General features: G+C 73.4%; 18 protein-coding genes, 1 tRNA gene and 1 pseudogene. 13 read left to right on the top strand and 7 right to left on the bottom strand.

Going from position 1 to position 19,577, the window contains the following annotated elements; all coding sequences use genetic code 11:
• Complete coding sequence (gene rsmI, locus V2J52_RS13005; protein WP_434056427.1) at positions 1–894, top strand: 16S rRNA (cytidine(1402)-2'-O)-methyltransferase; 894 nt, start codon at positions 1–3, stop codon at positions 892–894.
• 36 nt (positions 895–930) lie between these two features.
• Here the strand turns inward: rsmI and V2J52_RS13000 are convergent, their stop codons facing one another.
• Positions 931–1,419, bottom strand: a complete 489-nt coding sequence (locus V2J52_RS13000; RefSeq protein WP_331228150.1) for a universal stress protein — start codon at positions 1,417–1,419, stop codon at positions 931–933.
• 85 nt (positions 1,420–1,504) lie between these two features.
• Between V2J52_RS13000 and V2J52_RS12995 the strand changes: the two genes are divergently transcribed.
• The 9 genes and pseudogenes from V2J52_RS12995 (at position 1,505) to V2J52_RS12960 (ending at position 10,464) form a co-directional block, all read left to right on the top strand.
• A complete protein-coding gene (locus tag V2J52_RS12995; RefSeq protein WP_331228149.1) occupies positions 1,505–2,089 on the top strand; it encodes an isochorismatase family protein in 585 nt (194 codons plus the stop codon).
• A gap of 80 nt (positions 2,090–2,169) precedes the next feature.
• Positions 2,170–3,969 carry a methionine--tRNA ligase gene (metG, locus tag V2J52_RS12990; protein ID WP_331228148.1) on the top strand — a complete coding sequence of 600 codons (1,800 nt, stop codon included), beginning with the start codon at positions 2,170–2,172 and terminating at the stop codon, positions 3,967–3,969.
• Entirely contained in the window at positions 3,966–4,880 is a 915-nt protein-coding gene (locus V2J52_RS12985; RefSeq protein WP_331228147.1) for a TatD family hydrolase, read from the top strand. Before metG ends, V2J52_RS12985 begins: the two co-directional genes overlap by 4 nt.
• A 129-nt stretch (positions 4,881–5,009) precedes the next feature.
• Positions 5,010–5,393 (top strand): annotated as a pseudogene (locus V2J52_RS17135) (ubiquitin-like domain-containing protein); the annotation flags it as partial.
• A 12-nt stretch (positions 5,394–5,405) separates the two neighbouring features.
• Entirely contained in the window at positions 5,406–6,080 is a 675-nt protein-coding gene (locus V2J52_RS17130; RefSeq protein WP_491062111.1) for an aggregation-promoting factor C-terminal-like domain-containing protein, read from the top strand.
• A gap of 209 nt (positions 6,081–6,289) precedes the next feature.
• Positions 6,290–7,579 carry a resuscitation-promoting factor gene (locus V2J52_RS12975; RefSeq protein ID WP_331228145.1) on the top strand — a complete coding sequence of 430 codons (1,290 nt, stop codon included), beginning with the start codon at positions 6,290–6,292 and terminating at the stop codon, positions 7,577–7,579.
• Between the two features lie 128 nt (positions 7,580–7,707).
• A complete protein-coding gene (gene rsmA / locus V2J52_RS12970; RefSeq protein WP_331228363.1) occupies positions 7,708–8,616 on the top strand; it encodes a 16S rRNA (adenine(1518)-N(6)/adenine(1519)-N(6))-dimethyltransferase RsmA in 909 nt (302 codons plus the stop codon).
• The gene (locus V2J52_RS12965; RefSeq protein WP_331228144.1) at positions 8,613–9,542 is read left to right on the top strand and encodes a 4-(cytidine 5'-diphospho)-2-C-methyl-D-erythritol kinase; all 930 of its coding nucleotides are present in this window, start codon (positions 8,613–8,615) and stop codon (positions 9,540–9,542) included. The genes rsmA and V2J52_RS12965 overlap by 4 nt, the downstream gene beginning before the upstream one ends.
• Positions 9,543–9,606: 64 nt before the next feature.
• A complete protein-coding gene (locus V2J52_RS12960; protein ID WP_331228143.1) occupies positions 9,607–10,464 on the top strand; it encodes a siderophore-interacting protein in 858 nt (285 codons plus the stop codon).
• 55 nt (positions 10,465–10,519) lie between these two features.
• Here V2J52_RS12960 and V2J52_RS12955 read toward each other — a convergent pair whose 3' ends face one another.
• From V2J52_RS12955 to V2J52_RS12935, 5 genes are all read right to left on the bottom strand, one after another.
• On the bottom strand, positions 10,520–12,310 hold the full coding sequence (locus tag V2J52_RS12955; protein WP_331228142.1) for an ABC-F family ATP-binding cassette domain-containing protein: 1,791 nt from the start codon (positions 12,308–12,310) through the stop codon (positions 10,520–10,522).
• An 81-nt stretch (positions 12,311–12,391) separates the two neighbouring features.
• Positions 12,392–12,907, bottom strand: a complete 516-nt coding sequence (locus tag V2J52_RS12950) for a MarR family winged helix-turn-helix transcriptional regulator (protein ID WP_331228141.1) — start codon at positions 12,905–12,907, stop codon at positions 12,392–12,394.
• Positions 12,908–13,094: 187 nt separating this feature from the next.
• Positions 13,095–14,327 (bottom strand): ABC transporter permease, encoded by a 1,233-nt coding sequence (locus V2J52_RS12945; protein ID WP_331228140.1) that lies wholly within the window; start codon positions 14,325–14,327, stop codon positions 13,095–13,097.
• Positions 14,324–15,310, bottom strand: a complete 987-nt coding sequence (locus tag V2J52_RS12940; protein WP_331228139.1) for an ABC transporter ATP-binding protein — start codon at positions 15,308–15,310, stop codon at positions 14,324–14,326. The genes V2J52_RS12945 and V2J52_RS12940 overlap by 4 nt, the downstream gene beginning before the upstream one ends.
• Before the next feature lie 116 nt (positions 15,311–15,426).
• Positions 15,427–16,077, bottom strand: coding sequence for a TetR/AcrR family transcriptional regulator (locus V2J52_RS12935; protein ID WP_331228362.1), 651 nt, complete (start codon positions 16,075–16,077; stop codon positions 15,427–15,429).
• Positions 16,078–16,217: 140 nt separating this feature from the next.
• On the opposite strand from V2J52_RS12935, the gene V2J52_RS12930 reads away from it, so the two are divergent.
• The 3 genes from V2J52_RS12930 to V2J52_RS12920 all read left to right on the top strand — a co-directional run bounded on the left by V2J52_RS12930 (position 16,218) and on the right by V2J52_RS12920 (position 18,947).
• Positions 16,218–16,289: transfer RNA gene (locus V2J52_RS12930), tRNA-Gln, on the top strand.
• Between the two features lie 151 nt (positions 16,290–16,440).
• On the top strand, positions 16,441–17,970 hold the full coding sequence (gene glmU / locus V2J52_RS12925) for a bifunctional UDP-N-acetylglucosamine diphosphorylase/glucosamine-1-phosphate N-acetyltransferase GlmU (RefSeq protein WP_331228361.1): 1,530 nt from the start codon (positions 16,441–16,443) through the stop codon (positions 17,968–17,970).
• The gene (locus V2J52_RS12920) at positions 17,967–18,947 is read left to right on the top strand and encodes a ribose-phosphate diphosphokinase (protein ID WP_331228138.1); all 981 of its coding nucleotides are present in this window, start codon (positions 17,967–17,969) and stop codon (positions 18,945–18,947) included. Before glmU ends, V2J52_RS12920 begins: the two co-directional genes overlap by 4 nt.
• 72 nt (positions 18,948–19,019) lie before the next feature.
• Here the strand turns inward: V2J52_RS12920 and V2J52_RS12915 are convergent, their stop codons facing one another.
• Entirely contained in the window at positions 19,020–19,532 is a 513-nt protein-coding gene (locus V2J52_RS12915) for a MarR family winged helix-turn-helix transcriptional regulator (protein ID WP_331228137.1), read from the bottom strand.
• Between the last annotated feature and the right edge of the window lie 45 nt (positions 19,533–19,577).

Below are 19,577 nucleotides of genomic sequence, written 5' to 3'. Positions count from 1 at the left end.
GTGGACGACGCAGCCGAACCCGATGCCGAGCTCGAGGCCACCGGCACGCCGTGGCGCGGCGAGGGCGGCCAGATCCTCCTCGCCGCCACCCCGATCGGGGACGTGGCCGACGCCCCGCCGCGGCTGCGGTGGGCGCTGGAGCAGGCCGACGTCGTCGCCGCGGAGGACACCCGGCGGCTGATGGCGCTGGCCCGGCGGCTAGGAGTCGCGGTGCCGGGCCGGGTGATGAGCTTCCACGAGCACAACGAGCACGAGCGGGTGCCGACGTTGCTCGAGCGGGCGTCGGCCGGTGACCGGGTGCTCGTCGTCTCCGACGCCGGCATGCCCTCGGTGTCCGATCCGGGCTACCGGCTCGTGGCCGCGGCCGCCGAGGCGGGCGTCGCGGTGAGCGTGCTGCCCGGTCCCAGCGCGGTGCTCACCGCGCTGGCGATCTCCGGGCTGGCGACCGACCGGTTCTGCTTCGAGGGCTTCGTGCCCCGCAAGCCCGGAGAGCGGCAGCGGGCGCTGACCGCGCTCGCCGACGAGCGGCGCACCATGGTCTTCTTCGAGTCCCCGCACCGGCTGGCGGTCACCCTGGAGGCGATGGCGCAGGCGCTGGGCGCCGACCGCCCGGCCGCGGTGTGCCGGGAGATGACCAAGACCTACGAGGAGGTCCGCCGCGGCGGGCTGGCCGAGCTGGCCCGGTGGGCGCAGGACGGCGTGCGCGGGGAGGTCACCGTCGTCGTCGCCGGCGCGACCCCGCGAGCGGCCACCGTCGAGGACCACCTCGCGGAGGTGCTCGCCCGGGTCGATGGCGGGCAGCGGCTCAAGGACGCCGCCGCGGAGGTCGCCGCCGCGACCGGCCTACGTACCCGTGCGCTCTACGAGGCGGCCCTCACCGCCCGCGCCGACTGAGTCGCCCGCACCGACTGACCCGAGCGGAGCACGGCGCTACCGGGCGACGATCACCGGCACCGGTGCCTCGCGGATGCAGGCCGCCGCGATCGACCCCACGAGCAAGGTGCCGATCTTCGAACGGCCCCGGGTGCCGACGACGAGCACGTCGGCGTGCTCCGCGGCGGCGATGAGCACCCGGTCGGGCCGGCCGTGGACGGCGTGGGCCTCGCCGGTGACGTCGTCCCGGTCGCCGATCGCCTCGGCCAGCCGGCGCCGCACCTCGGCAGCGGTGGCGTCCTGCAGCTCGACGACCGACGGCGTGGTCCCGAACGGGGCGTCCGGCGGACGTACCGCCGTCGGGATGGTCCAGGCGCGGACCGCATGGACGGCGACGCCCCGGCGGGCGGCCTCCTCGACGGCGTAGCGCAGCGCCCGCGTGGCGGTCGGGGACCCGTCGTCACCGACGAGCACACCACCGGTGAGCTGCACGGCGGTGTCGATGCCCGCCATCGTCCAGCTGCTCGTCCCCGGTGTCGCCGCCATGGCAGGAGTCTAGGGCGGAACGGCGCGCCGTGGCAGGGTTCTGGAGGGTGGCTGTGGCGTCGCCTGGTCTGCCACGATGAGTGGCATGTCAGACCAGACCCGCGCCCTGCTCGTCGTCGACGCCCAGCCGACGTTCTGCGAGGGCGGCGCGCTGCCGTCACCCGGTGCGAACGCGGTGTGCGAGGCGATCGCCGACTTCGTCGCCGCGCACCGGTCGGAGTACGCGCTCGTCGTCACCACCCAGGACTGGCACATCGACCCCGGCCGGCACTTCGCGCGGCCGCCGGCCGAGCCGGACTTCATCGACACCTGGCCGCCGCACGGTATCGCCGGCACCGCGGAGGCCGAGCTCCACCCGGCGCTGGCGGACCTGGGCGCCGACGCCGCGGTGCGCAAGGGCGAGTACGCCGCCGCGTACTCCGGGTTCGAGGGCACCGACGCCGAGGGCCGGACGCTCGCGCAGGTCCTCGACGGGGTGAGGGCGGTCGACGTCGTCGGTCTCGTGGAGTCGCACTGCGTCAAGGAGACGGCGCTGGACGCGGTGCGGCTCGGGATGGCGGCGCGGGTGCTCACCGACCTCACCGTGCCGGTCAGCCCCGAGCAGGGCGCCGCCGCCCGCGAAGAGCTGCGCGCGGCCGGCGTCGAGATGGTCGCCTCCACCGCCCGGTGAGGGCAGCGCGGGCGGCGTCCCGGTGCCCACCGGCCGGGCCGGGCCGACGCGAACCGGCACGGCGCAACTAGGCTGGCGCCATGACGCATATTCTCTCGGCGGTGGCCTGGCCCTACGCCTCCGGCCCGCGGCACATCGGGCACGTGGCCGGCTTCGGTGTCCCCTCGGACGTCTTCTCCCGCTACATGCGCATGGCCGGCCACGACGTCCTCATGGTCTCGGGCACCGACGAGCACGGCACGCCGATCCTCGTCGCCGCCGACGCCGCGGGGGTCAGCGCCAAGGAGCTCGCGGACCGCAACAACCGGCTCATCGTCGAGGACCTCGTCGCGCTCGGGCTCTCCTACGACCTGTTCACGCGGACGACGACGTCCAACCACTACGCCGTCGTCCAGGAGATGTTCCAAGCGGTCCACGCCAACGGCTACATGGTCGAGCAGACCACCGAGAGCGCGATCTCCCCGTCGACCGGCCGCACGCTGCCCGACCGCTACATCGAGGGCACCTGCCCGATCTGCAAGTACACCGGGGCCCGTGGCGACCAGTGCGACAACTGCGGCAACCAGCTCGACCCCACCGACCTCATCGACCCGCACTCGCGGATCAACGGCGAGACGCCGGAGTTCGTCTCGACCCAGCACTTCTTCCTCGACCTGCCGGCGCTCGCTGACGCGCTCGCCGAGTGGCTCGACGGCCGCGAGGCGTCGGGCACGTGGCGGCCCAACGTCATCCGCTTCTCCCAGAACATCCTCGAGGAGATCAGGCCGCGGGCGATGACCCGCGACATCGACTGGGGCATCCCGGTGCCGCTCGACGGCTGGCGCGAGGACCCTGCCAAGCGGTTGTACGTGTGGTTCGACGCCGTCATCGGCTACCTGTCGGCCTCGATCGAGTGGGCGCGACGCACGGGGGACCCCGAGGCCTGGCGCCAGTGGTGGAACGACCCCGAGGCACTGTCGTACTACTTCATGGGCAAGGACAACATCGTCTTCCACTCCCAGATCTGGCCCGCGGAGATGCTCGCCCACAACGGCGAGGGCTCCCGTGGCGGTACCCGGGGCGTCTACGGCGAGCTCAACCTGCCCACCGAGGTCGTCTCCAGCGAGTTCCTCACCATGGAGGGCAAGAAGTTCTCCTCCTCGCGCGGCGTCGTCATCTACGTGCGTGACGTGCTCGAGCGCTATCAGCCCGACGCCCTGCGCTACTTCATCTCCGCGGCCGGGCCGGAGACCCACGACAGCGACTTCACCTGGGCGGAGTTCCTCAACCGCACCAACGGCGAGCTCGTCGCCGGGTGGGGCAACCTCGTCAACCGGACCGCGTCGATGATCCACAAGAACGTCGGGCAGGTGCCGGCCGTCGGCGAGCTCACCGAGGTCGACCGCGCGCTGCAGCAGCAGATCGCCGCCGGCTTCGACGCCGTCGGCGACCTCATCGGCCGGCACCGTCAGCGTGCCGCGCTCGGCGAGGTGATGCGCCTCGTGGGCGAGGCGAACAAGTACATCACCGCCACCGAGCCCTACAAGCTCAAGGACGAGGGGCAGCAGGAGCGCCGCGCGACCATCCTCCACGTCGCCGTGCAGGCGGTCAGCGACCTCAACATCATGCTCAGCCCGTTCCTGCCGCACAGCGCCAACGCCGTCGACGCCGCCATCGGCGGTACCGGCGACGTCGCCCCGCTGCCGCGGCTCGAGGAGGTCGAGGACCTCGACGGCGGGCCGGGCTACCCGGTCATCACCGGCGACTACTCCGGGGTGCCGACGTGGGGGCAGCGCCCGGTCCGGGTGGGGGAGCCGGTCGGCAAGCCGGCGCCGATCTTCACCAAGCTCGACGACTCGATCGTCGCCGAGGAGCTCACCCGCCTCGGCGTCGAGCCGTGAGCCGCAAGGAGCGCGGCTGGCCACCGGTCCCGGAGCCGCTGCCCGCACCGGTCATCGACAACCACACCCACTTCCCGGTGGGCGCCGACGACGACCCGGGCGTCCGGGACGGCATGGCGCCGCTGAGCGTCGCGGAGCACCTCGCACGTGCCGCTGAGGTGGGCGTCACCCGGATGGTGCAGGTCGGCTGCGACCTCGACACCCTCGCGCCGAGCGTCGCGCTGGCCCACGAGCACCCGCAGGTCGTCGCCTCGCTGGCGATCCACCCGAACGAGGCGCCGCTCCACGCCGGCATCCGGGAGGTCGCGCCGGACGGCCTGGACCCCGCCGTCGCGCCGCGCCACGAGACGTCCCTGGACGACGCCGTCGCCCGGGTCGCCGAGCTTGCCCGCGACGAGCGGGTCCGGGCGATCGGCGAGACCGGCCTCGACTTCTTCCGGGGCGGGGAGCAGGCCCGGCGGGTGCAGCGGGAGTCCTTCCGGGCCCACCTCGCGCTGGCCAAGGAGCTCGACCTGCCGGTGCAGATCCACGACCGGGAGGCGCACGCCGACGTCGTCGACGTCCTCCTCACCGACGGCGCCCCCGCCCGGACGGTGTTCCACTGCTTCTCCGGAGACGTGGAGCTGGCCCGGCGCTGCGCCGAGCACGGCTGGTACCTCTCGGTCGCCGGCCCGGTGACCTTCAAGGCCAACGACCCGCTCCGGGCGGCGCTGCGCGAGGTGCCGGTCGAGCTGCTGCTTGTCGAGACCGATGCGCCCTACCTCACCGCCGCGCCCTACCGGGGCCGGCCCAACGGCCCGTACCTCATGCCGCTGACCGTCCGCCGGCTGGCCGAGGAGACCGGCACCGACCTCACCCGGCTGTGCCACCAGCTGACCGCCACCACCGAGGCCGTCTACGGCACCTGGTAGCACTCTCGGCGTCCACCGCTGCCCGATCGGCACTTGGGATCAGGTCACGAATCGGTTACGGTCTACCACAGGTCAGTCACGCTCGGTCGACGTCGTCGGCCGGGCGCCCTCCCTCAGACAGGACCAGCCGTGCCCGATCTCGAACCCCGGGCGAGACACCGTGAGGTCGTTCCGCCCGCCCACCGCCTGCAGCACGCCGCCCGCCGCGGCCTGCGCGGCGCGGTGCTCACCGCCATCGTCGGCGGCACCCTCGCCTTCGCCGTCGCGACCCCGTCGACGACGACCCAGCCGCTCGCGCCGGTGACCGCCGCCGCCTTCGAGGGCCGGGGCGACGCCGTCGAGCGGCACGCGGCCGGCTCCGCCGTCGCCTCCCGCTTCGAGTCCCGGGTCCCGCTGCCCGGCGCCGCGATCGAGATCGTCGTCGACGGCGAGCCGCAGCAGCTGACGACCTCGGCGACGACGGTTGCCGAGGCGCTGCTCGAGGCCGGCGTGCTCGTCGACGCCGACGACGTGGTGTCGGTGCCCATGGGCCAGCGGCTCTCGCCGGGCATGACGATCGCGATCACCTCGGTCGTGGCGCACGACCGGCACGAGACCGACACCGACCCGTTCGAGACCATCGAGGAGGAGGACGGCTCGCTCCTCACGGGCGAGCGGGAGGTCCTCACCGAGGGCGTCGACGGCGTCACCGCCACGACCGTGCGGATCACCCGCCGCGGCGAGGGCGAGGAGGACCGCGAGGTCATCGCCCGCGCGGTGCTCAGCGAGCGGGTCGACGAGGTCATCCGGGTCGGCACCGCCGAGCCAGAGCCGGAGCCGGAGCCGGTCGCGCCCCCCGCCGCGTCCAGCAGCAGCTCCTCGGGCTCGTCCGGCGACGCACCTGTCCCCACCTTCAGCAGCGGCGACACCCGCGCGATCGGCGCCGAGCTGGCCGGCGCCCGCGGCTGGGGCGGCGACCAGTTCCAGTGCCTCGACCAGCTGTGGGAGCGCGAGTCGAACTGGCGGACCACCGCCGAGAACCCGAGCTCGGGCGCCTACGGCATCCCACAGTCGCTGCCGGGGTCGAAGATGGCCTCGGCCGGTTCCGACTGGCGGACCAACCCGGCCACCCAGATCACCTGGGGGCTGGACTACATCGCCGGCCGCTACGGCACCCCGTGCGGTGCGCTCTCTCACAGCCACGCCCGCGGTTGGTACTGATCCACTGACCCGCTACCCCGCGTGAGCGACCTCACGTAGACCGACGCGTAACGATCCGGTTACATTCGTTGGCGGGTCTCTGGCGAGGCCCCGGTCGCTGCCCGCGACTCACCGCCGGATCAGACAGTGCGCGCACTCGCCGCGCACCCTCCGGGCCCAGCTCTCCGTCAGGCCCTCGTCTGTGCCGGACCTGCTACCCAAGGAATCCTGTGCCCTCGACTCCAGCCGTGCCCGAGAACCTCTACCCCGAGCCGACGCCGTCGCTCGACGACCAGTCGGCTGCCCGCCCCCGCCGCCGGCGCCGCGCCCTCGTCGCCGGGCTGGTCGCGGTCCCGATGCTCATCGGTGGTGGCGTGGCCGTCGCCACCGCGCACAAGACCGTCGAGCTCGACATCGACGGTGTGCAGACCACGGTGACGACTTTCGCCGGTTCGGTCGACGGGTTGCTCACCGAGCAGGACATCGAGCCCGGGGAGCACGACGCCGTCGGGCCCGCCCCGCAGGAGCCGCTGCATGACGGCGCGCTCGTCGTCGTGCGCTCCGCGCAACAGATCCAGGTGGACGTCAACGGGGAGCCGCGCGAGGTGTGGACCACCGCGCAGACGACCGCGGACGCCATCCACACCGTCGGTGAGGCCGGCCGTGCCGTCACGGTGGCCGCCTCCCGGTCGCTGGACGGCACCCGCCGCGCGCTGGACATGCCGCTCGTCGACGGTGAGCCGGTCGACGTCGTCGTCGACGGCGAGACGATCCGGGTGACGCCGAAGGACGAGGCTCACGTCGACGACGTCCTCGCCCTCGCGGAGGTGACCCTCGGCAAGCTCGACGACGCCGTCGTCACCACCGGCAACGACGGCGTCGCGCAGCTGATCGTCACGCGGGTGGCCCACACCCTGCGCGCGGACGCCGAGTCCATCCCGTTCGACACCACCGAGCGGCAGGACGACTCCCTCTACGTCGGCGAGACCCGCGTGGTCGAGGAGGGCGAGGAGGGCCGTCGGGTGCGCGCCCGGCTGGCGGTGCTCACCGGCGAGGACGAGTCGGTCAGCGACCCCAGCAGCTACGTCACCGTGCGCGAGCCGGTCGCACGGGTGGTCGCGGTCGGCACCAAGGAGCGTCCGGTCGCGCGGCCCAGCACCCCGGCCCCGTCGAGCTCGTCGTCCTCCGGTTCCTCGTCTTCTGGTTCCTCGTCTTCTGGTTCGTCGTCCTCCGGCTCTTCGGACTCCGGTTCGTCCGGCTCCTCCGGCGGCGGGGTCTCCGGCGGTGTGTGGGCGTCCCTCGCGCAGTGCGAGTCCGGTGGCAACCCGAGCATCGTCAGTGCCAACGGCCTCTACCACGGGCTCTACCAGTTCTCGGTGGGCACCTGGCAGTCGGTCGGCGGCAGCGGGCTGCCGTCGCAGGCATCGCCCGCGGAGCAGACCCAGCGCGCCCAGGCGCTCCAGGCCCGGTCCGGCTGGGGCCAGTGGCCCGCCTGCTCGGCCAGCCTCGGGCTGCGCTGAGCCGCCGCCTGACGAGGAGCCGCCGCCGCCCCGGCCGCGGCGGCTCGTCGGCGCCTGCGGTGGTTGCGGCTACGCTCGAGGACGTGACTGACCCGCAGCCGGCCGCCCCGGTGCCCCCGCCCGCCGGGGTGAGCGGAGAGGCGCCGCCACCGGCGGCACTCCTCGGCCCCGCTGACGTCCGCGCGCTCGCCGCCCGGCTGGGCATCCGCCCGACCAAGACGCTCGGGCAGAACTTCGTCGTCGACGCCGGCACCGTTCGACGGATCGTGCGGATCGCCGGTACCGGCCCGGGCGACGTCGTCCTCGAGGTCGGGCCGGGACTGGGCTCGCTCACCCTGGCGCTGCTGGCGACCGGCGCGCACGTCGTCGCCATCGAGATCGACCCGGTGCTGGCCGCCGCGTTGCCCGGCACCGTCGCGCAACGGATGCCGGACGCCGCCGGCCGGCTGACCGTGGTCGAAGCCGACGCGATGGCGGTCACCGAGCTGCCCGCGCTGCCCGACGGGACACCGGCCGCGCCGGACGCGCTCGTCGCCAACCTGCCGTACAACGTCGCGGTACCCGTCCTGCTCACCCTCCTCGAGCGGATGCCGAGCCTGCGCAGCGGCCTGGTGATGGTGCAGGCCGAGGTCGCCGACCGGCTCGCCGCGCCGCCGGGCTCGCGCACCTACGGGGTGCCGTCAGCCAAGGCCGCCTGGTACGCCGACACCCAGCGCTCGGCGACGATCGGCCGGACGGTGTTCTGGCCGGTGCCCAACGTCGACTCCGCGCTCGTCCGGCTCGAGCGCCGCGACCCGCCGTCGACCACCGCGGGGCGCGCCGAGGTGTTCGCCGTCGTCGACGCCGCCTTCGGGCAGCGGCGCAAGACGCTGCGGTCCGCGCTGGCTGGCTGGGCAGGTTCACCGGTGCTGGCCGCCGAGGCGGTGACCGCCGCCGGGCTGGACCCGACGCTGCGCGGTGAGCGTCTCGGCATCGTCGACTTCGCCCGGATCGCCGAGCACCGTCCCGTGCCGTCGGCGGCGCAGGAGGCTCGATGACCGAGTCCGTCCACGTACGCGCCCCGGGGAAGATCAACCTCGCGCTACGGGTCGGCGCGCCGGACAGCACCGGCTACCACCCGCTCACCACCGTGTTCCAGGCCGTCGACCTCTACGAGGACGTCACCGCGACCCGGACGGGCGCGTCCGACGGCGAGCTCACGCTGAGCGTCGTCGGCCGCGGCGCCGCGGCCGTTCCCACCGACGCCACCAACCTCGCGGTACGGGCGGCGGAGCTGCTGCGCGAGACCACCGGCGCCACGGCGGGCGCGCACCTGGAGATCGTCAAGCGGGTCCCCGTCGGTGGCGGCATGGGCGGCGGCTCCGCTGACGCCGCCGCGGCGCTGCTCGCCTGCGACCAGCTGTGGGGCCTGGGGCTCGACCGCGCGGAGCTCGTGGCGCTCGGCGGCCAGCTCGGCGCCGACGTCCCGTTCGCCCTCACCGGGCTCACCGCCGTCGGCACCGGCCGCGGCGACGTCGTCACGTCTGCGATGAGCAGCGGCACCTACCACTGGGTGCTGGCCACCCAGGCCCGCGGGACGCCGACACCGACGGTGTTCGCGGAGTTCGACGAGCTCGGCGGGCGGACCGCCGCGCCGCCCGAGCTCGACGACGACCTGCTGGCCGCGCTGCGCGCCGGCGACCCGCTCCAGCTCGCCCGGCACCTTGCCAACGACCTCGAGGAGGCGGCGCTCGAGCTGCGTCCCGAGCTCGCCGACGTCCTCGCGGCCACCGACCGTGCCGGCGCCCTCGCCGCCGTGGTCTCCGGCTCCGGGCCCACGGTCGCGGCGCTGTGCATCGATGCCTCCCACGCCCAGTCCGTCGCCAGCGTGCTGCGCGCCGCGCAGGTGGCCGACGACGTCCTCACCGTCACCGCGCCGACACACGGCGCACGCGTCCTCGAGCACGTCCAGCGCGAGGACTGATCACCGCGCCGGTGGGCGCAGCTGCCTGCCACCGGCCCCGCCCCCGACCGAGAGGGTCCGACCGATGACGACACCAACCACCGCCCCCGACCAGCGGCGCCCCCGTCCCGCGCGCCCGCAGCACGTCCTCACCGTGGTCTCGACCGAGCAGATCGGGCCACACCTGGTGCGGGTGGTCGCCACCGGGGAGTCACTGGCGCAGTTCTCCGACAACGGTGCCACCGACGCCTACGTCAAGCTGGTGTTCGTCGACCCCGCGCTCGGCCTCGAGCCGCCCTACGACATGGCCGCGCTGCGCGAGACGCTGCCGCCCGAGCAGCGCCCGGTGACGCGCACCTACACCGTGCGGTGGGTCGACCGGCCCGCCCGCCGGATCGCCATCGACTTCGTCGTCCACGGGGACACCGGCCTCGCCGCGCCGTGGGCAGCCGCCGCGGTGCCCGGCGACCAGCTCGTGCTCTCCGGCCCCGGCGGTGGCTACATGCCCGACCCGGCGGCCGGCTGGCACGTGCTCGCCGGGGACCTGTCAGCGGTGCCGGCGATCGCCAACGCCCTCGAGGCGCTGCCGGCGTCCGCACGCGGCGTCGCCCACCTGGAGGTCGAGGACGAGGCAGACATCATCGAGCTGGTGAGCCCCAGCCAGGTCCAGGTCCAGTGGCTGGTCAACCCCGACACCGACGACGTCGACTTCCTCGCCCGTGCGCTCGACGCCGGGCCTTGGTCGGCCGAGCCCGGCGTGGTCGCCGAAGACGTCCAGGTGTTCGTGCACGGGGAGCGGGAGTCCATCAAGGCCGCCCGTGCGGTGCTGCGTCGCCGCGAGATCCCCCGCGAGGCGACCTCCATCTCCGGCTACTGGGCGCGGGGCCGCACCGAGGACGTGTTCCAGGCCGAGAAGCGTCAGCCGATCGGCAAGATCGACTGAGCCGCGTCGCCCCTCGGCCGAGCGGGTGCGGCGCTCGGCCGAGCCGGTGCGGCGCTCAGCCGAGCTGGTCGGCGAGGTCCAGCCAACGGTCCTCGAGGGTGTCGGCCTCGTCCTCCAGCCGGGTGATCTCCGCCATCTCGGCGGCGATGGCGACATAGTCGGACTGGTCGATGTCCACGAGCTTGCGGCGGGCCTCGGCGGCGGTGGCGCGCATCCGCTCCATCCGGCGCTCCAGGGACGCCAGCTCCTTGGTCGCCTCGCGCAGCTCGCGGCCCGAGAGCCCGCCGCCGGCGTCGGCCGCGGGCGCGTCGTCGCCGCGCAGCGGAGCTGCCCCGGTGCCCGCCGGCTCGGCGGCCCGCAGCCGCAGGTACTCGTCCACCCCGCCGGGCAGGTGGCGCAGCCGGCCGTCGACGATCGCGTACTGCTGGTCGGTCACCCGCTCGAGCAGGTAGCGGTCGTGAGAGACCACGATGAGCGTCCCCGGCCAGGAGTCGAGCAGGTCCTCCATCGCGGTGAGCATGTCGGTGTCGACGTCGTTGGACGGCTCGTCGAGGATGAGCACGTTGGGCTCGGCGAGCAGCAGCAGGAGCAGCTGGAGGCGCCGCTGCTGGCCGCCGGAGAGCTCACCGACCCGCGTCGAGAGCTGCTCCTTCGCGAAGCCCAGACGCTCGAGCAGCTGGGCCGGCGTCATGTCCTTGCCATCGACGACGAACGTCGCCTGAGTCCGGGCCAGTACCTCGCGTACCCGGTCCCCGGCGATCTCGACGAGGTTGGCGAACTCCTGGTCCAGCACACCGAGCTTGACCGTCTTGCCGCGCTTGACGCGTCCGGAGTCCGGCGCCTGCGTGCCGGCGATGACGTTGAGGAGGGTGGACTTGCCCGAGCCGTTGGCACCGAGGATGCCGGTGCGTTCCCCGGGCGCGATCCGCCACTCGACCTCGCGCAGCACCGGCCGGTCGAAGGCCACCGAGACGTCGAGCAGGTCAATGACGTCCTTGCCGAGCCGCGCCGTCGCCATCTTGGTGAGCTCGACGCGGTCGCGGATCGGCGGCACGTCGGCGATGAGCTGGTTCGCGGCCTCGATGCGGAACTTCGGCTTGGCGGTGCGGGCCGGCGCGCCGCGGCGCAGCCACGCCAGCTCCTTGCGCATGAGGTTCTGCCGCTTCGCCTCGCTGGAGGCGGCCTGCCGGTCACGCTCCACCCGCTGCAGCACGTAGGCGGCGTACCCGCCCTCGAAGGGGTCGACGACGCCGTCGTGCACCTCCCAGGTGGTGGTGGCGACCTCGTCGAGGAACCAGCGGTCGTGAGTGATGACCAGCAGCCCGCCGGTGGCGGCCGGCCAGCGCCGCTGCAGGTGGCGGGCGAGCCAGGTGATGCCCTCGACGTCGAGGTGGTTGGTCGGCTCGTCGAGGCCGATGACGTCCCAGTCACCGACGAGGAGCGCGGCCAGCGCCACCCGGCGCCGCTGGCCACCGCTGAGGCTGCCAACAGTCGCGTCCCACGACAGGTCGCTCACCAGCCCGGAGATGACGTCGCGGACCCGGGGGTCGCCGGCCCACTCGTGCTCGGCGCGGTCACCGACGACGGCGAAGCCCACGGTGGCCGTCGGGTCGAGGGTGTCGCCCTGGTCGAGCACCGCCATCTGCACGCCGCCGCGGCGGGTGACCCGCCCGGCGTTCGGCTCGATGCGGCCGGCGAGCAGCCGCAGCAGGCTGGACTTGCCGTCCCCGTTGCGCCCGACGATGCCGATCCGGTCACCCTGGTCCACCCCGACGGTCACCGAGTCGAGGACGAGCTTGGTCGGGTACTCCAGGTGCAGGGACTCGGCCCCGAGAAGATGTGCCACTGCTCCAGGGTAAGGCGCCCCGGAGACGCCGCCGCGCGGCCGGCGCGGGGCGGCGCCCGCAGCCCGCACCCGGCGCGGGCGTCAGGTCTCGAAGGGGAGGGTGAGGCGGCGCAGCAGGCTGGTGAGCAGGGCGACCTCGTCGTCGTCGAGCTGGGCGAGGAGCTCCTGCTCGGAGTCGAGGAGGTCGGCCATCGCGGCATCGACCTTGGTCCGGCCGTGCTCGGTGAGGCGCACGAGCACCACCCGGCGGTCGGTGGCGCCGACCGCGCGCACGACGAGGCCGTGATCGACCATCCGGTCGATCCGGTGAGTCATCGTGCCCGAGGAGACGAGGGTCTCGGTGAGCAGCCGGCCGGCGGTCAGCTCGTAGGGCTCACCGGCGCGGCGCAGCGCCGACAGCACGTCGAACTCCCAGCCCTCGAGGTCGTGGTCGGTGAAGGCGCGACGGCGGGCGAGGTCGAGGTGGCGGGAGAGGCGCGACACCCGGGAGAAGATGTGCAGCGGCCTCGGGTCGAGGTCCGGCCGTTCCCGTCCCCAGGCCGCGACGATCCGGTCGACCTCGTCCTGAGTCGGCTGGGTGTCGCCCGGGAGTGCCATCCTCCGAGATTACTCGACATCGAGATATCTGCGGAGGAACCGCCCTGCCGGGGCCGGTCGCCCGGCCCCGGCACGCCCGGGTCAGCCTCGCAGGGCTTCGGTGAGCTTCATGCGGCCGCCGGTGNCCCCCCCCCCCCCCCCCCCCCCCCCCCCCCCCCCCCCCCCCCCCCCCCCCCCCACGCCCGGGTCAGCCTCGCAGGGCTTCGGTGAGCTTCATGCGGCCGCCGGTGTGGAGGACGCCGCGCTTGTAGATCCGGCCGGCGATCCACACCAGCAGCGGGATGATCGCCAGTGCGATGACGACGGCGAGCCCGATCTCCCAGGCCGCCACCGCTCCGTACACGCTGCGCATCGGCATCATGAACGGGGCGAAGAACGGCACCTGCGAGAGCACCTTGACGGCGGTGCCGTCCGGGTTGCTGGTGATGAGGAACATCGACAGGTAGAACGGCACGAACATGAGGAACATCAGCGGGGTGGTGACCGCGCCGATCTCCTCCTGCCGGGAGATGAGCGCGGCGAACCCGCCGAAGAGCAGCGAGTAGACCGCGAAGCCGAGCAGGAACCAGACGATCAGCATGAGCAGCGCCAGGCCGAGGTCGACCTCCACCCCGGACATCACCCCGGTGGCCGCCATCGCGGCGAACGTGCCACCCCCGAGGAGCAGGACCTGCGCGAGGCCGACGACGCCGATCCCGAGGATCTTGCCGGCGAGCAGCTCCGATGGCCGGATGGTCGCGAGGAGGATCTCCACGACCCGGGAGGACTTCTCCTCCACGACGCCCATGGCGATGAGCGAGCCGGTGCCGATGAGCGCGAACAGCAGCAGCGAGATCGCCACGATGGCGATGAGGTACTGGGGGCCGAACTGGTCGTCGTCCTCGTCCACGGCGAGCGAGGAGACCTGCGGCACCGCCTGGGCGAGCGCCTGCTGGACCTCGGCGGGGTCGCCGCCGAGCTCGGTCACCTGCACGGTGAGGACGTGCTCCTGGGTGGCGGTGGTGACGAGCGCGACGAGCTGCTCGTCGGGGGTGCTCTGCACCAGCAGCTCAGGGCGGTCCGCGGAGCCGGCGAGGAAGCCGTCGAGGTCGTCCTCGAGAGCCGTCTCGGCCGCGGCGCGATCCATGGTCTCGAGGTCGATGCTGGTGCCCATCGCGGCCGCGGCGGCGGTGAGGTGCGGCTCGAGGTCGGCGACGCCGGCATCGACGGCCACCGTGTAGTCGGCGCCGGTGTCGGCCTCGTCGCGGCTGACGAAGTAGTCGAGCACGAAGACACCCGCGACGAGCACGACGAGCATGATCGCCAGCGAGATGAGGTTGGACTTCGCCAGGAAGCGCACCTTCACCTCGCGCCGGGCGACGAGGCCGATCGCCCGCATGGTGCCGGTACGGCGCTGGTCTGGCTGCTGGTCGTTGCTCACGCGGCGTCCTTCCGTCGGCGGCCCAGACCTCGATGGCCCCGGCGCCCAGCGGTCTCCTCGGTGGGTTCCTCGGTCTCGGTGTCCGTGGTGCTGACGACATCGCGGAAGAGGTCGGACAGGCTCGGGCGGACGGCGGCGAACTCGCGCACCAGGCCGGCGCGCATCGCGGCCTCGAGGAACGGCTGCTCGACGCCGACCTCCTTGCCCTGCAGCTCCACGACGACCTCACGGCCATCGTCGCGCTGCACCGTGGCACCGGGCACCTGCTGCGCCCAGCCCGCGGCGGAGCCGTCGACGACGGCTCGCCACCGGAGGTTGGAGGTTGCCCGCAGCTCGTCCTGGGTCCCCACCGCCACCATGGTGCCGGAGCGGATGATGCCGACCCGGTCGCAGAGCCGCTCGACCAGCTCGAGCTGGTGGGAGGAGAAGATCACCGGCACGCCGTCGGCGGCACGCTCCTGCAGCACGGAGCTCATGACGTCCACCGCGACCGGGTCCAGCCCGGAGAAGGGCTCGTCGAGGACGAGGATCTCCGGGCCGTGGACGAGCGCGGACGCCAGCTGGACGCGCTGCTGGTTGCCCAGCGAGAGCTTCTCGACGTCGTCGCCGCGCCGGCTCGCCACACCGAGCCGCTCGGTCCACTGCTCCATCGCGGTGGTGGCGTCGGCGGTGCCCAGGCCGTGCAGCTTGGCGAGGTAGACCAGCTGGTCGCCGACCTTCATCCGCGGGTACAGGCCACGCTCCTCGGGCATGTAGCCGACGCGGCGACGCATCTGAAGGTCGAGCGGGCGGTCACGCCACCGGACCTCGCCGGAGTCGGCGGCCAGCACACCGAGCGCGATACGCATCGCGGTCGTCTTGCCGGCACCGTTGGACCCGACGAAGCCGAAGATCTCCCCGCTGTCGACAGCAAAGGTGAGGTCGTTCAAGGCCCGCAACGAACCGTAGGACTTGGTGATGTGCTCGAACTCGAGACGTGGCATCGGTGAAGAGCTCCCGGTGGTCGGAGTCGTCGCTCAGGGATGGTGGGCGTCACGACAGTATCTGTCGACCGCCGCGCCCCGCCATCGGGGCCGCGGTGAGTCGCGGCCCGCGGCCGTCACGCGTCGGTCGTCGGCGCGGGCGGCGTCGTCGGCGTGGTAGCAGCAGCCGGTCGCTCGGCGGTGAGGTGCGGGGTGGGCTCCAGGCCGCGCAGGCCGTTCCAGGCGAGGTTGACCAGGTGCGCGGCGACCTGCTCCCGGTCCGGGCTGCGGGCCTCGAGCCACCACTGGCCGGTGAGCGCGATCATCCCGACGAGCATCTGCGCGTACATCGGCGCGGTGTCGGGTGACAGCCGCCGACGGCGGAACTGGTCGGCGAGCATGTGCTCCACCTGGGTGGCGACGTCGCCGATGAGCGAGGAGAACGTACCGGTCGCCTGTGCCACCGGAGAGTCGCGGACGAGGATCCGGAAGCCGTCGGTGTTGGAGTCGATGTACTCCAGCAGTGCGAGCGCCGTGCGCTCGACGATCTTCTTCGGGTGGCCGCCGGTCTTGAGTGACTCGCTCAGCACCCCGAGCAGCTGGTGCAGCTCGCGGTCGACGATGACGGCGTACATCCCCTCCTTGCCGCCGAAGTGCTCGTAGACCACCGGCTTGGAGACCTTTGCCCGGGCGGCGACCTCTTCGACGCTCGTCCCCTCGAAACCCTTCTCGGCGAACAGTGCCCGGCTGACGTCAAGGAGCTGCTCCCGGCGCTGACCGGCGGTCATCCGGGGGCGAGAGGGGCGCGAACGGGTGGTGGACACCGCACCATCATGCCCTGCGCCCGCGACCGGCCCCCGGGCGGCAGAGGTGAGTCATGGCCGGTGCGCCTGGCAGACTGGTCGCTGCGTCGGCGCGGCCGGCGCGGTCCGCCCTGGTGTAACGGCAGCACACAGGCCTTTGGTGCCTTGAGGTCCGGGTTCGAATCCTGGGGGCGGAGCCGGCGGGTGGGTGCCGGCCTTGCCGCCCGGGCTAGAGTAGGAAGGCACGAGTCCGGGTCCGTCCCGGGCTGGAACCCGACGAGGGAGCCGTCCCGAGTGAGCGCTCAGCCAGCCGCCGTCATCGTCCTCGCCGCGGGCGAGGGCACGAGGATGAAGTCCCGCACCCCCAAGGTCCTGCACGCCATCGGTGGTCGTAGCCTGCTCGGCTTCGCGCTCGCCGCCGGCCAGGAGCTGCGGCCCCGCCGCCTCGCCGTCGTCGTCCGTCACGAGCGCGAGACCGTGGCCGCGCACGCGACCGAGCTCGTGCCCGGCGTCGTCGTCGTCGACCAGGACCAGGTCCCGGGCACCGGCCGGGCGGTCCAGTGCGCCCTCGGCGTGCTCGACGCCAAGGAGGAGGCCGGTCGCGCCCACGGCGGCGGCACCGACCGGATCAGCGGTCCGGTCGTCGTCACCGCCGGCGACGTCCCGCTGCTCGACGCCGGCACGCTGGGCGAGCTGCTCGCCGCCCACGAGGCCGACGGCAACGCCATCACGCTGCTGAGCACCCGCCTCGCCGACCCCTCCGGCTACGGCCGGGTCGTGCGCGGCGAGGACGGCGGGGTCACCGCCGTCGTCGAGCACCGCGACGCCACCGAGGAGCAGCGCGAGATCGACGAGATCAACGCCTCCGTCTACGTCTTCGACGCCGAGGTCCTGCGCGACGCGCTCGGCCGGGTGGGGACGCAGAACGACCAGGGTGAGGTGTATCTCACCGACGTCGTCGCGCTCGCCCACGAGGACGGCAAGCGGGTGCGCGCCGTCGTCGCCGACGACCCGTGGCTGGTCGAGGGCGTCAACGACCGCGCCCAGCTCGCCGCGATCGGCGCGGAGCTCAACCGCCGGATCGTCGAGGACTGGATGCGCGAGGGCGTCACCGTTGTCGACCCCGCCACGACCTGGATCGACGTCGACGTCACGCTGTCGCAGGACGTGACGATCCTGCCGGGCAGCCAGCTCCACGGCACGACGACCGTCGGTGACGGCGCCGAGATCGGGCCCGACACCACGCTGCGCGACGTCGTCGTCGGCGCCGGGGCGCAGGTGGTGCGCAGCCACGCCACCGCCGCGGAGATCGGGGCCGGCGCGAACGTCGGCCCGTTCGCCTACCTGCGGCCGGGCACGGTGCTCGGCGACGCCGGCAAGATCGGCACCTTCGTGGAGACCAAGGAGGCGCGGATCGGCGCGGGCTCCAAGGTGCCGCACCTGAGCTACGTCGGGGACGCGGAGATCGGTGAGGGCACCAACATCGGTGCCGCCTCGGTGTTCGTCAACTACGACGGCGTGGCCAAGCACCGCACCAGGATCGGCTCCAACGCACGCACCGGCTCGGACAACATGTTCGTCGCGCCGGTGACCGTCGGCGACGGCGCCTACACCGGCGCCGGCACGGTGGTGCGCCACGACGTGCCCGCCGGCGCGCTGGCGATCAACACCGTCAACCAGCGCAACATCGAGGGCTGGGTGCTGCGCCGACGCGCCGGCACCCCGGCGGCCGACGCAGCGCAGGCGGCGCTGGACGCCGACGCGGGCCGCGAGCTCTCCCCGCAGGCTCGGGCGGAGCTCGCCCGCGGCAACCATGGGCAGGCCGTTCCCCGTGACGGCAACACGACCGAGCAGACCGGGAGCGGCACCGACCGATGACAGGCATCACCACACGCGGCGAGAAGCGGCTCGTCGTCGTCTCTGGACGCGCCCACCAGTCGTTGGCCGACGACGTCGGCCGCGAACTGGGTATCGACCTCGTCCCGACGACGGCCTACGACTTCGCCAACGGCGAGATCTACGTCCGCTTCGAGGAGAGCGTGCGCGGCTCGGACGTGTTCGTCCTGCAGTCGCACACCGCCCCCATCAACCAGTGGTTGATGGAGCAGCTGATCATGGTTGACGCGCTCAAGCGGGCGTCGGCCAAGCGGATCACCGTGGTGGCACCGTTCTACCCCTACGCCCGGCAGGACAAGAAGCACCGCGGCCGCGAGCCGATCTCCGCGCGCCTGGTGGCCGACATGTACAAGACCGCCGGCGCCGACCGGCTGATGTCGATCGACCTGCACGCCGCGCAGACCCAGGGCTTCTTCGACGGGCCGGTCGACCACCTGTGGGCGATGCCGATCCTCACCGACTACGTCCGCTCCCGGGTGGACACCACCAACGTCACGGTCGTCTCGCCCGACGCCGGTCGCATCCGCGTGGCGGAGAAGTGGGCGGCCAAGCTCGGCGGCAGCCCGCTGGCGTTCGTGCACAAGACGCGCGATGTCACGCGGCCCAACCAGTCGGTAGCCAACCGGGTGGTCGGCGAGGTCGAGGGTCGCACCTGCGTGCTCGTCGACGACCTCATCGACACCGGTGGCACGATCGCCGAGGCCGTCAAGGTGCTGCTGGGCGCGGGCGCGCTCGACGTCATCGTCGTCGCGACGCACGGAGTGCTGTCCGACCCGGCGCCCCGGCGGCTGAGCGAGTGCGGTGCGCGTGAGGTGGTCATCACCGACACGCTGCCGATCGAAGCCAGCAAGATGTTCCCCAAGCTCACCGTGCTGCCCATCGCGCCGCTGCTGGCGCGGGCGATCCGCGCGGTGTTCGAGGACGGCTCGGTCACCAGCCTGTTCGACGGCGACTCCTAGTCAGTCACCGGCCGCCCGGCTCAGCCGGGCGGCCGGTGCGCGCTGCACCCGCCCGGCGGCAGGCGGGGGGCGCTAGACCGTGTCGCGCTCGTCGGTCAGCGGCATCGCGGTGACCAGCTCGATGAGCAGCCCGCGCAGCTGGTCGATCTGTGCCGGGGAGAGCGAGTCCCCGATGAGCGACTCCACCGCGTGCGCGTCGTCGAGCGTCGTCAGCGACTGCCGGCCGCTCGGGGTGAGCGCGACCACCTGACGACGACGGTCCGCCGGGTGCCGCTGGCGGGTCACGTGGCCGCTGCGCTCGAGGTTGCGCACCACCCGGCCGACCGCCTGCTCGGTCACGTGCATCTGCGCGGCGACCTGACGCTGCGACAGCGGGCCGCGGGCGAGCACGACGAGCACCGGGACCGAGGCGTGGCTGAGGTCCCAGGACAGCAGGTAGGCGTCCCAGGCGCGCTCGACCCGGCGGGCGGCCGCCGAGAGCAGCCGGCCGGTCGGCCACTTCTCCGGTGACGGGTACGCGATCGTCGGTCGCGTCGCGCCCTCCTCGCCGTCGCCCTCGGCATCGGTGCTGCCGGCTACCGTCACGGTTGCGGTGTGGTCGGCGCCATACCGGCCGCGAGGCGGCCGGAG

Origin of the sequence: Georgenia sunbinii, from assembly GCF_036421875.1 — a bacterium.
In the GTDB taxonomy this organism is placed as follows: domain Bacteria; phylum Actinomycetota; class Actinomycetes; order Actinomycetales; family Actinomycetaceae; genus Georgenia_B; species Georgenia_B sunbinii.
The sequence above is the reverse complement of the archived record's forward strand: the minus strand, read 5'-3'. Positions and strand labels throughout refer to the sequence as shown.